This window comes from Roseateles subflavus (genome assembly GCF_030285365.1).
Classification (GTDB): Bacteria; Pseudomonadota; Gammaproteobacteria; order Burkholderiales; family Burkholderiaceae_C; genus Roseateles_B; species Roseateles_B subflavus.
In genome coordinates this window covers 494,775-507,505 of sequence record NZ_JASVDS010000004.1, presented here as the reverse complement: position 1 = coordinate 507,505, position 12,731 = coordinate 494,775, and the positions used below count along the sequence as shown (strand labels likewise).

The 12,731-nt window shown below is 69.4% G+C and carries 8 protein-coding genes; all 8 read left to right on the top strand.

All coding sequences use genetic code 11. The annotated features are described in order from the left end of the window. Positions 1–156: 156 nt before the first annotated feature. Positions 157–2,079, top strand: a complete 1,923-nt coding sequence (nosZ, locus tag QRD43_RS16595; RefSeq protein WP_285983605.1) for a TAT-dependent nitrous-oxide reductase — start codon at positions 157–159, stop codon at positions 2,077–2,079. A 214-nt stretch (positions 2,080–2,293) separates the two neighbouring features. Further along, complete coding sequence (locus QRD43_RS16590; protein WP_285983604.1) at positions 2,294–4,957, top strand: NosR/NirI family protein; 2,664 nt, start codon at positions 2,294–2,296, stop codon at positions 4,955–4,957. Beyond that, positions 4,954–6,255, top strand: a complete 1,302-nt coding sequence (locus QRD43_RS16585; RefSeq protein WP_434063899.1) for a nitrous oxide reductase family maturation protein NosD — start codon at positions 4,954–4,956, stop codon at positions 6,253–6,255. Before QRD43_RS16590 ends, QRD43_RS16585 begins: the two co-directional genes overlap by 4 nt. Further along, complete coding sequence (locus tag QRD43_RS16580; RefSeq protein WP_285983603.1) at positions 6,236–7,183, top strand: ABC transporter ATP-binding protein; 948 nt, start codon at positions 6,236–6,238, stop codon at positions 7,181–7,183. Before QRD43_RS16585 ends, QRD43_RS16580 begins: the two co-directional genes overlap by 20 nt. After that, a complete protein-coding gene (locus QRD43_RS16575; RefSeq protein ID WP_285983602.1) occupies positions 7,180–8,007 on the top strand; it encodes an ABC transporter permease in 828 nt (275 codons plus the stop codon). Before QRD43_RS16580 ends, QRD43_RS16575 begins: the two co-directional genes overlap by 4 nt. Beyond that, positions 8,004–8,573 carry a nitrous oxide reductase accessory protein NosL gene (locus QRD43_RS16570; protein ID WP_285983601.1) on the top strand — a complete coding sequence of 190 codons (570 nt, stop codon included), beginning with the start codon at positions 8,004–8,006 and terminating at the stop codon, positions 8,571–8,573. Before QRD43_RS16575 ends, QRD43_RS16570 begins: the two co-directional genes overlap by 4 nt. Next, positions 8,570–9,268, top strand: coding sequence for a nitrous oxide reductase accessory protein NosL (locus tag QRD43_RS16565; RefSeq protein WP_285983600.1), 699 nt, complete (start codon positions 8,570–8,572; stop codon positions 9,266–9,268). The genes QRD43_RS16570 and QRD43_RS16565 overlap by 4 nt, the downstream gene beginning before the upstream one ends. Before the next feature lie 145 nt (positions 9,269–9,413). Next, positions 9,414–12,728 (top strand): EAL domain-containing protein, encoded by a 3,315-nt coding sequence (locus QRD43_RS16560; protein WP_285983599.1) that lies wholly within the window; start codon positions 9,414–9,416, stop codon positions 12,726–12,728. Positions 12,729–12,731: the final 3 nt, after the last annotated feature.

The window sequence follows — 12,731 nt, the reverse complement described above, 5'->3', positions numbered from 1 at the left end:
CTTAAAGGTGTATTTCTCGTAAAAGTTCAAAACCTTGATGTGGTTCAAGGTACCAAACACCGGCTTTCCCGAGGATGCGAGCGCATCAGGCAGTGGCCCTGCACCCCGCAAGCGGCGCTGACTCCTGCGAGCGTTTCAATCACCCGAGGTCAAACCATGAAGGACGAGAACACCGTGACGAGCCAAGAACCCAGCGGACTGGGACGCCGTCGATTCATGAACTCCGCAGCCCTGGCCGGCCTGACGCTCGGCGTCGCGGCCTGCGCCGAGAAGAAGAGCGACGGCACTCCCGCCGCTGCGGGCAGCGCTCCCGCCGCGGCCGGTCATGCCGGCGGCAATCCTTCGCACCTCAAGCCGGGCGAGCTGGACAGCTACTACGGCCTCTGGAGCGGCGGCCACACGGGCGATGTGCGCGTGCTGGGCCTGCCCTCGGGCCGCGAGATCCTGCGCATCCCCTGCTTCAACCCGGACGCCCTGGTGGGCTGGGGCATCACCAATGAATCCAAGAAGGTGATGGGCACCAAGGCCGACGGCAGCCTGCGCTACACGGTGGCCGACACCCACCACGTCCACGCCTCGTACAAGGACGGCAACTACGACGGCCGCTACGCCTGGGTCAACGACAAGATCAACAGCCGCATCGCCCGCATCCGCCTGGACTACTTCGTCTGCGACAAGATCACCGAGCTGCCCAATGTGCAGGGCTTCCACGGCATCTTCCCGGACAAGGCCGACCCGGTCGATCCGAAGATCAACTACACCACCCGCGTCTTCTGCGGCGGCGAGTTCGCCATCCCCCTGCCCAACACCGGCACCGAGGACAGCAGCAAGTACCGCTCGCTGTTCAGCTGTGTCGATGCGGAGACCATGGACGTCCGCTGGCAGGTGCTGATCGACGGCAACTGCGATCTGGTGGCCACGTCCTATGACGGCAAGCTCGCAGCCACGAACCAGTACAACACCGAGATGGGTGCGAAGTACGAGGACATGATGTCCGCCGAGCGCGACGCCTGCCTCTTCTTCAACGTCGCCCGCATCGAAGCCGCCGTGAAGGCCGGCAAGTTCAAGACCTACGGCGACTCCAAGGTGCCGGTCGTGGACGGCACCCGCGAATCCAACAAGGATCCCAAGACCGCGCTGACGGCCTACGTGAGCGTGCCCAAGAACCCGCACGGCGTGAACGCCAGCCCGGACGCCAAGTACTTCATCTGCGCCGGCAAGCTCTCGCCCACGGCCACCGTGATCGAGCTGGCCAAGGTGCTGGAGTACTTCGACGGCAAGCTGGAGGCGCCGGACAAGGCCATCGTGGCGGAGGTCGAGCTGGGCCTGGGCCCCTTGCACACCGCCTTCGACGGCCGCGGCAACGCCTACACCACGCTCTTCCTGGACAGCCAGGTCGTGAAGTGGAACGTGGACGCCGCCATCAAGTTCCATGGTGGCGACAAGAGCGCCAAGTACGTGGTCGACCGCCTGGACGTGCAATACCAGCCGGGCCACCTGAATGCCAGCCAGTCCGAGACCCGTGCCGCCGACGGCAAGTACCTGGCCGTGGGCTGCAAGTTCTCCAAGGACCGCTTCCTGCCCGTGGGCCCGCTGCATCCCGAGAACGAGCAGATGATCGACATCTCGGGCGACAAGATGGTGCTGATGGCCGACCACCCCGTGCGTGGCGAGCCGCATGACTTCATCATCTTCAAGCGTGATCTGGTCAAGCCCAAGCAGGTCTACAACCTCGAGGACTTCCCGCTGGCGGTGAAGGACCCGAAGGCGTCGGGCGTCGAGCGCAATGGCAAGAAGGTCACCGTGCGCCTGACCTCGCAGGCCCCGGCCTTCAGCATGCGCGAGTTCAAGCTGAAGAAGGGTGACGAGGTCACGCTGATCCTGACCAACCTGGACAAGGTGGAGGATCTGACGCACGGCTTCGCGATCCCGAAATACAACGTGAACTTCATCGTGAACCCGCTGGAAACCGCGTCGGTGACCTTCGTGGCGGACAAGCCGGGCGTGTTCTGGTGCTACTGCACGCATTTCTGCCATGCACTGCACCTGGAAATGCGCACTCGCATGATTGTCGAGTAAAGGTCCACCCCCTACGCGCTTCGCGCGCCCCCTCAAGGGGGCACATCCGAAGGACCGGCAAAGCCGGATCCTCGGATGTCGCTGGGGGCGCCACGGCTGCGCCGGGCGCGTTTTGGCGCTCGGGCTCGGTTGGGGTGTCCTGGCGGCGCCGGACACGTTTTGATGGGAGCGCTTGGCGGTGACTCGAGACCACTGTCTGAGCAGGAAAGAGAAGATGTCGGTAGTTCTTCGTTTCATCGCGGCCTTGTGGGCCGCGCTTTTTCTTGGCGGATTCGCGGGTCTGACGCTTGCGGCAGATCAAGCGCCTGCGGCCAAGGCGCAGGAGCGCGGCACGCATCAGGCCTATGAGGCCCACCTGCCGGATGACCTGGCGACGGCGCCTGCACTGTGCGCGAAGCTGGACTGCGCCGCGGTGTTCCCGGGCGCGGTGAGCTTCTCGCCGCGCAAGGGGCAGCCGCCCTATGTCGAGGCCTATGGTCCGGCCAAGGACGGTGAGGCGCATGGCCCGCTGCTGGGCTACGTGATGCTGTCCACCGACATCACCGACACCCCCGCCTACTCGGGCAAGCCCGTGGTCACGCTGATCGGCATGGACCGCGAGGGCCGCTACGTGGGCGTGAAGGTGCTCAAGCATTCCGAGCCCATCCTGCTGCTGGGCATCCCCGAGGCGGCGCTCGTCAACTTCAACCACCAGTACGTGGGCAAGTCGGTGCGGGACAAGATCGAGGTCGGTCCCTCGCGGCCCGAGGAGCAGGTGCTGGGCGTGGACGCCATCTCGGGCGCCACCGTGACCGTGATCGCGCAGAACCAGGTGATGCAGCTCTCCAGCAGCGCCGTGGCACGCCAGGTGGGCCTGATCGCGCCGGTGCACCGCGAACCGCTGAAGGCCATCGAGGCCGGCACCACCTACAGCTGGGAGCAGCTGGTCAAGCTGGGCGCGGTGCAGCGCCTGCAGGTGCGGCCCGAGCAGGTCGGCCTGGACCGGAGCCCCGAGCCCTTCATCGAGCTGTGGTTCGGTGACCTGAACCACCCCGACCTCGGCCGCAGCCTGCTGGGCGCGACCGGCTACGAGAACCTGCGCAGCCGCCTGAAGGCGCATGAGCAGGCCTTCTTCATCATCCGCAGCGCGGGCGCGGAGTCCTTCAAGGGCTCGGGCTTCGTGCGCGGCGGGATCTATGACCGCGTGCAGGTGCGCCAGGGCGCCGAGTCCTTCACCTTCCGCGACCTGGACTACCTCAACCTCTATGGCCTCGAAGCCGCCGGGGCGCCGAGCTACACCGAGTCGGCCATCTTCATCATCCGTGCGCCGAGCTTCTCGGCGGCCTACCCCTGGAAGCTGGCCTTCCTGGGCAACCGCGTGGACCGCGCCACGGGCCAGCGCAGCTTCGCCAACTTCGAGGCCAAGTACTGGCTGCCCGCCGCGCTGATGCAGGGCGGCCGCCCCGAGGTCGAGGAGGACGACGCCCCCTGGCGTCGCGTCTGGAAGTCCCGCGCCCCGGGCATCGCCGCCTTCATCGTGCTGCTGGTCGGCGTGACGGTGGTCTACGCGCTGCGCGAGCGACTCACCCGCCGCGCCACGCACCGCAACAAATGGCCGGTCAACCTCTTCAAGTACAGCGCCTGGGCCCTGTCCATCACCTTCGTGGGCTTCGGGGTGATGGCGCAGCCCTCCATCACGCAGGTGCTGACCTGGTTCCACGCCCTGCTGTTCCAGTGGACGTGGTCGCTGTTCCTCTCCGACCCCTTCATCTTCGTCTTCTGGATCTTCATCATCCTGACCGTCTTCCTGTTCGGCCGCGGGCTCTTCTGCGGCTGGATGTGCCCCTTCGGCTCGCTGTCCGAGGCGCTGTACAAGGTGGGCGGCAGGCTGGGTCTGAAGCGCTGGCAGCGCCGCGTGCCGCAGGCCGTGCATGACCAGCTCAAGTGGCTGAAGTACGGCATCTTCTTCGGCCTGCTGGCCGTCTCGCTGGTGTCGATGAGCACGGCGGAAATGCTTGCCGAGGTGGAGCCCTTCAAGACGACCTTCCTCGTCGGCATCCTGAACCGCGCCTGGCCCTACGGCCTCTTCGTGTGCACCCTGCTGGGCGTCTCGCTCTTCGTCGAGCGGCCCTACTGCAAGTACATCTGCCCGCTGGGTGCTGCGCTGGCCATGCCCAGCACCTTCCGCTGGTTCGGCCTGCGCCGCAAGATGGACTGCAACAGCTGCAAGGCCTGCGCCGTGGGCTGTGGCGCCCAGGCCATCGACGCCGCCGGCCGCATCGACCATCGCGAATGCCTGCACTGCCTCGATTGCATGGTGCTCTACACCGACACCGCCGGCTGCCCGCCGCTGGCCAAGGAACGCAAGCGCCGGGAGCGCGACGGGCTGCTCATCACGCCCATCGGGCGCGATGGCTACTTCATCCCCCTCACCCCCGTGGCACCGGAACTGCCCGCCAAGGTGGCCCACGGACCGGACCCGCGCATGCCCACCGAGCCGCAGCAGCCGCCCCACAAGGCCGATGCCAGGGGCCTGCGCTGGGTGCTGCTGGAACTGCGTGACCACCTCTGGCCCTGGAGCCCGCAGAGCCTGCGCGGCCCGCGTGCGCTGCTGCTGGCCGGTGTCGCCTTCGCCCTGGCCGCGAGCGTGGCCTGGGTCCTGGCGGCCACCGGGCGGCTGTCCGGACCGGCGCTGATCCTGTGGTGGTTCGGCTGGAGCGTCTACGAGGTGCTGATCCGCCTGCAAGGCCGCCGCTACGTCAAGGACGGTCCGTGGTGGCAGGCGAACTACCGCCGCGCCAGCGTGATGGACATGCTCAGCTACGTCGGCTTCAAGAACCTGCTGCTGGGCGCCAGCTGCTTCCTGCTGCTCAAGGCGATGGGAGTGCTGCTGCCATGACGCCCCCCTCGGCCCGGTCGATGGCGGCACGCCTGATCGCGGCGCTGCTGGGCCTCGCGCTCGGCAGCACCGCCTGGTCCGCCACCTGGCGCGTGAAGCCGGGCGAGGCCATCCAGCCGGTGCTGGACCGTGCCGCCGCGGGCGATGTGGTGGAGGTCGAGCGTGCCTTCCATGACGAGTCCCTGCGCATCGCCAAGCCGCTGACCCTGCGCGGCCTGAACCGGCCCACCCTCAGCGGCGGCCGGCGCGGGGACACGATCCGCGTGACGGCGCCCGATGTGCGCATCGAAGGGCTGATCGTGCGGGACAGCGGCCACAGCCTCAAGGACCAGCACGCCGGCATCTACCTGCAGCCCGGTTCGCACCGCGCCGTGGTGAAGGACTGCGAGCTCGTCTACAACCTCTTCGGCCTGTGGATCGAGAAGGCGGACGACGTGCGCGTCGAGCGCAACAACATCACCGGCCTGCGCGATCTCAACACCTCGCAGCGCGGCAACGGCGTGCAGCTCTACAACACGCAGGGCGCGCGCATCGTCGGCAACCGCATCAGCTTCGTGCGGGACGCGCTGTATGTGGACGTCTCCCACCACGCCGAATTCCGGGGCAACGAGCTGCACCACAGCCGCTACGGCACGCATTACATGAACTCCTACTACAACCTGTGGGAGGGCAATGACAGCCATCACAACCGCGGCGGCCTCGCGCTGATGGAGGTGCGCGACCAGACCGTGCGCAACAACCGCACCTGGGCCAACACCGACCACGGCATCATGCTGCGCACGCTGCAGGACTCCGTCATCGAGGGCAATGTGGTGGCCGGCAACGGCCGCGGATTCTTCATCTACGACGTCGAGTACGCCACCTTGCGCGGCAACCTGGTGCTCAACAATGCCGTGGGCGTGCACCTGAGCGCGGGGTCCACCCGCAACACCGTGCAGGGCAACGACTTCATCGGCAACCGCGAGCAGGTGCGCTATGTGGGCAGCCGCGATGAGGCCTGGGGCGACAAGCCCGGCCAGCCCGCCGGCCACGGCAACCACTGGAGCAATTACCAGGGCTGGGACCGCGATGGCGACGGCCTCGGCGACCTGCCCTACGAGGCCAATGACGTCGTCGACCGCCTGCAGTACCAGCATCCCGCGATGGCGCTGCTCAGTGGCAGCCCCGCCGTGCAGGCCCTGCGCGTGCTCGGCCAGCAATTCCCCGTGCTGCGCGTGCCCAGCGTCGTTGACGCCGCACCCCGCATGAACCCTCACCACCGCGACTGGAGCTCCTGGCGTGACAAGCTCGCACAATGACGGCCGGGCCGTGCTGCAACTGCACGGCCTTTGCAAGCACTACGGCGCCGGCTCCACCCTGCTGAAGGCCCTGGACGGCGTGGACCTGGAGGTGGCGCCCGGGCAGCTCTTCGGCCTCATCGGCCACAACGGGGCGGGCAAGAGCACGCTCTTCAAGCTGCTGCTGGGCCTGATCCGGCCGACCGCCGGCAGCCTGCGCGTGCTGGGCGAGGCCGTGGACGGCCCGAACTTCCGCGCGCTGCGCCGGCACCTGGGCTACCTGCCCGAGAACCTCGTGCTCTACGACAACCTCAGCGGCCTGGAGACCCTGCAGTTCTTCGCACGCCTCAAGGGCGCTCCCCTGGCGCCATGCGAGGCCCTGCTCGAGCAGGTGGGCCTGGCAGCCGCCAGCCGCCGTGCCGTGCGGGAGTACTCCAAGGGCATGCGCCAGCGCCTGGGCTTCGCACAGGCCCTCCTCGGCGAACCGCGCCTGCTGCTGCTGGACGAGCCGACGACCGGCCTCGACCCGTCGGCCATCCGCGACTTCTACCGCCAGCTCGACGCCCTGCGCTCGCGCGGCGTGTCCCTCGTGATCAGCTCGCACATCCTGGCGGAGCTGCAGGGCCGTGTCGACGCGCTGGCCATGCTCAGTGGGGGGCGGCTGAAGGCGCAGGGCACCGTGCAGGCGCTGCGCGAACGCTCGGCCATGCCGCTGCGGATGCTGCTGGCGGGCACGCCGGCCCAGCTGGACGCCCTGCCCTCGCAGCTGTCCGGCCTCATGGAGCGGCTGGCGCTGCAGCGCGAGGACGCGCAGCATGCCTGCCTGCGCTGCCCGCGGGAGCTGAAGATGCCCGTGCTGCAGCGCCTCGCCGCGCTGGACCTGACGGACTTGAGCCTGCAGGAGCCCAGCCTGGAAGACGTCTACTTCGAACTGCGGGAGGCCGCATGAACGGGGCCCTCCAATGGCGCTGCCTGGCCACGCTGGCCGGCAAGGAATTCCGCGATCGCCTGCGCAACCGCTGGGTGCTGGCCGTGGCGCTGGTCTTCACCGCCTTCTCCCTCGCCATCACGTACTTCGGCAGTGCCGCCCAGGGCGTGGTCGGGCCGCGCTCCATCGAGCTGACCATCGCCAGCCTGGTGAGCCTGGTGATCTACCTGATCCCGCTGATCGCCCTGCTGCTGGGCTTCGACGCCATCGTGGGCGAGCGCGAGCGGGGGTCGCTGGATCTGCTGCTGGCCCACCCCTTGACCCGACTGGAGCTGCTGCTCGGGAAGTACCTGGGACTCGCGGCAGCGCTGAGTCTGTCCACGCTGATCGGCTTCGCGCTGGTCGGGCTGCTGCTGTGGCAGCGCTTCGGGCAGGCGGGGCTCTACCACTACAGCGGCTTCGTGCTGAGCTCCATCCTGCTCGGGCTGGCCTTCCTGAGCCTGGCGCTGCTCATCTCCGTGCTGGCGCCGGACCGCACGCGCGCCTCGGGCCTGGCCATCAGCCTGTGGTTCGTGCTGGTGCTCGTCTTCGACCTCGCGCTGATGGGCCTGCTGGTCGCGAGCCAGGGGCAGGTCGGCGGCGACGCCCTGGCCTATGTGCTGCTGCTGAACCCGGCGGACCTCTTCCGCATCCTCAATGTCTTTGCGCTGGACGACGTCCGGCGCCTCTATGGCCTGGCGGCCGTCGTGCCGCCGAGCCTCGGCCAGCCCTGGCTGCTCGGGTCCGCCATGCTCGGCTGGATCCTGGCGCCGCTGGCTCTTGCCTCCTGGAGATTCAAGCCATGACTGCCCCTTCTTCTCTCGATGCCCGCCCCCTGCCCCCGCTCACCCGCCGCCAGGGCCTGGCGCTCGGTCTGATCGGGCTGGGCGGTCTCGGGGGCTTGCTGAGCGCCTGCGGCAAGCCGGACGAAGCGCCGCCCGCGCCCAGCGAGATCGTCGCCGGCCTGAGCTGCGACCTCGACGGCATGCTGCTGGCCGACTACCCCGGCCCCAAGGGCCAGATCCTCTACGTCGGCGATGCCAAGCCGCACTGGTTCTGCGACACCGTGGAGCTCTTCAACGTGCTGCTCAAGCCCGAGCAGCAGCGCGCCGTGCGCGTCGCCTACACCCAGGACATGGCGCAGGCCGACTGGGAGATCCCGCGCGGGCACTGGTTTGATGTGCGCCAGGGCTTCTACGTCCTGGGCAGCAAGCGCCAGGGCTCCATGGGCCCGACGATCGCCAGCTTCAAGGAGCAGGCCGCGGCGCAGGCCTTTGCCCAGGCCTTCGGCGGCAAGGTGCTGGCCTTCGCCGCGCTGAAGCCTGACATGGTGGACCTCAGCGGCGGCGCCCAGCAGGACAGCCGGATGTGAACGCCCGGATCGAGCTCCACCCGCAGGCCGCCCCCAGCGCGGGGCCCGGCCGCCGCCGCGCCCTGCGCTGGGTGCTCGGCGGGCTGTGCCTGCCCGTGCTCGGCGGCGGCGCGGCGCTCGCCACCTGGCCGCGCGGCCAGGGTGACGCGGCCAGCCTGTCGCAGTCGCCGCAGCCGCCGCAGGACGTCTGCCGCGTCGCACCGCTGCAGTCCTGGACGCCCGCGCTGGGGCCCGATCCGCTGGCCGCACGCCTGCCGCCGCCGGACGCGCGCTGCCCGGTGTGCGGCATGTACCCGGCCCGGCAGCCGCGCTGGGCCTGCCAGCTGATCTACCGGGATGGGGCGGCGCATTTCCTGGACGCGGCGCCGGACCTGCTGCTTTATCTCCAGCATCCCGCCCGTCACGCGCCCGGCTACGGTCGCGGGGACGTCGCGCGGGTCTACCTGCCCGACGCCGGTAGCGCCGAGCCGCGATGGATCGCGGCCGAGGACGCCACCGTGCTGGTGGACAGCGCCTGGCCTGCGGCGGCCGCCAGCCCCATGCGGCGGGGCGCGCTGCCCGCCTTCGCCGAGGCCGACCTGGCGCGCCAACTGCAGGCCCGTCACGGCGGCGCGTTGTGGTCCTTTGCGCGGCTGCTGGCGCTGCCGGCCACGCAGTGGCCGCGCTCCCTGCAAGGCCTGGGGCCCCATCACTGACGCGCAGTTCGCATAGCGCCCACTCACATAACCCCACAGGGACCGACGAATTGGCGGTGCGGATCGACGGGCAGCGCATACTCCGCGGCTTATCCTCACGGAGCGGGCGATATTGCGATCCAGATTCAATCGGACGGTGCGCCAGGTGTTTGCAGCCGCACTGGCAACGACCCTGATTCTGTGCGCCGCCCTCTACAAGCTCAGCGTCGACGCCGAGGAGGCCGTGGCACTGGTGTCGCAGACGCACCAGCTGCTGGCCAAGGTCTCCCTGGTGCGCAATGCCACCCTGCAGTCGGAGCTCGACACCCAGAACTTCCGTCTCACCGGCCAGCAGGTCCACCGCCGCTCGCGTGACCTGCAGCTGGTGCGCCGCGAGTCGGCCCTCGCCGGCATCCAGCGCCTGGTGGAGGACGACGCCGCCCAGCTGGGGCGATGGGAGCAGCTGCGCCAGGTGATCGACCAGCGGATGGCCATCGCCAACGAGATCGTCCGGCTGCGGGAGGAACAGGGTCTGGAGGCGGCCACCGCCTATGCCATGGCGGCCCCGCTGCAGGCCACGCGGGCCCGCATGCACGTGCTGCTGGATGCCCTGGAAGGCGAGGCCGTGCGGCAGCAGCAGCTGTACATCGACCGCCAGACCCGCACCCGCGAGCAGCTGCGCTGGGCCGGGGCCGTGGTGTCGGCCGCGCTGCTGGCGGTGCTCGCCGCCAGCCATGTCCTGATCCGGCGGCAGCTGGCGGCGGCCCAGGAGCACCAGCAGGACCTCGCCGAGCGCGAGGAGCACCTGGACGTCACCCTGCGCTCCATCGGCGATGCCGTGCTGGTCACCGACACCGAGGGCCGCGTCCGCCGCATGAACCCCGCGGCCGAGCACCTGCTGGACAGCCCGCTGGAGCAGTCGCAGGGCCGTGACATGGGCGAGCTGCTGAGCCTCGTGGATGCCGATTCCGAAACCCTGTCGCCCCTGCCGCTGACGCGCCTGGCCGAGGCGGTCCGCGCCAGCGGCCTGCAGGCCCGGCTGCAACGGCCCGACGGCAGCCTGTGTGCCGTCAACGTGATGGCGGCGCCGCTGTGGAGCCGCAAGCGACAGTTCCTGGGCATGGTGTACGTGGTGCGGGACACCACCGACGAGCTGGCCCTGCAGGCCCTGCTGCGCCAGCAGAAGCAACAGGCCGACCGAGCGGCCCAGGAACGCAGCGACCAGCTCCTGGAGAGCAAGGACCATCTGCGCAACGTCCTCAGCAACGTGCCGGCCATGATTGCCTATGTGGACAGGACCCTGCGCTACGTCTACGTCAACCGGCAGTACCTGGACTGCTTCGCGCCTCCGCTGGCGGACCTCACCGGCCTGACCGTGGAGGAGGTCCTGGGCAAGGACCGGTTCGCCATCGCCAGCCCGATGATCGACAAGGTGCTGGCCGGCGAGCCGCAGGACTACGACTGGGAGCCCTTCCCCGGCGTCTGGCAAGCGATCAGCTACGCGCCGCGGCGCAAGGCGGATGGCGCCGTGGAAGGCTATTACGTGCTGGGCAGGGACATCACCCATCGCAAGGAGGCCGAGCAGCGCATCCAGGTGCTGAACCAGCATCTGGAGGAGCATGTCGACGAGCTGCAGCGCGTGAGCCGTGCGCTGCGCACCCTTAGCGCAGGCAACAAGATCCTGCTGCGCGCCCAGGACGAGCAGACCTTGCTGGACGGCATGTGCGAAGCCGTGGTCAGCGCCGGCGGCTACCAGCTGGCCATCGTGTGGCAGCCCCATCCGCTGGACCCGGACCGGCTGCAGGCCGTGGCGCAGAGCGGCCTGCAGGCCGGCCTCGACTGCCTGCGCCGGCAGGACTGGATCCTGGCGGACACGCCGGCGGGCCAGGGCGCCCCGGCTCGCGCCATGCGCCTGGGCCTGGCCACCTTTGTCGGCAACATCGCCGAGGAGCCGGCCGAGGCCCTGTGGCACCGCAGCCTGGATGGCGTCACCTGCGCGATGGCCTGCCCGCTGATCACCGCCGGGCGATGCTTCGGGGTGCTGGCGATCTACGACCGCCGCCCCTCGACCTTCGACCAGGAAGAGGCGCGCCTGCTGACCGAGGCTGCGGAGGACCTGGCCTTCGGCCTGGACACCCTGCGCACCCGCGCCGAGCGCCAGCAGGTGCTCGCCGCGATGCACCGCCTGGAGCGCACCGACGCCCTCACGGGGCTGCCCAATGGCACCGAGTTCGGCGAGGCGCTGGCGGCGGCGCTGGAGCCGCCAGCCACCGGAACGGCACCGGCCGGCTTTGCGCTCCTGCAGTGCAATGTGGAGCGCCTCAAGGACATCAACGACACGCTCGGTTTCAAGCAGGGCGATGCCCTGCTGCAGGAGATCGGCGAACGCCTGCGGGCCGAGGCGCCGGACTCGGCGCTCGTGGCGCGCCTGCGCGGCGACGAGTTCGCCGTGCTGATGCGCCACGCCGACCACGCGCAGGCGCTGGCCCTGGTCGAGCGGCTGCAGCGCGCCCTCGCCCGGCCGGTGCTGGTGGCGGACATCCCGCTGCACGTCAACGTCTGCATGGGCCTGGTGCAGAGCCCGCAGGACGGCACCAACCCGCACGACCTGTTCCGGCGCGTGGACATCGCCATGCAGCACGCGCGCCGCAAGGGCCTGCCCTGCGCGTCCTTCGAGCGCAGCATGGACCGCATCGATCCCGGCAAGCTCAAGCGGGCCGGCGAGCTCAAGCGCGCGCTGGAGCGGGACGAGCTGCGGCTGTACCTGCAACCCAAGGTGGACATGCGCGAGGGGCGCGTCTCGGGCGCCGAGGTGCTGGTGCGCTGGCAGCATCCGGAGCTGGGCCTGCTGGGGCCCGGCGAGTTCATCGACCTCGCCGAGCAGACCGGTCTCATCAAGCCGTTGACCGAATGGGTGCTGGGCCGCACGCTGGCCCAGCTGAAGGCCTGGCGTCCGCAGGGGCCGCATCTGCCCCTGGCCGTCAACCTCTCGGCCCGCAATCTGCGCGACGAGGACCTGCTGCCCACCGTGCTGCGCCTGCACCGCGAGTGGGGCGTCGAGCCGGGCACGCTGGAGCTGGAGATCACCGAGAGCACGGTCATGGAGGACGCCAGCTTCGCGATGCGCATCCTGCACGGCCTGCGCGATGCCGGCATCCCGCTGTACGTCGATGACTTCGGCACCGGCTATTCCTCGCTGGCCTATCTGCAGCGCCTGCCGGTGGACTACATCAAGATCGACCAGTCCTTCGTGTTGGACATGACCGAGAGCCAGAACTCGGCCACCATCGTGCGCTCGACCATCGACCTCGTGCACGACCTGGGCCGCAAGGCAGTGGCCGAGGGCATCGAGTCCCGCGAGCACTGGCGCCGCCTGCTGGGCATGGGCTGCGATGTCGGCCAGGGCTACTTCATCGCCCGGCCCATGCCGGTGGAGCAGTTCCCGGCCTGGTTGAAGGACTACCGGGCGCCGGAGCCCTGAGCG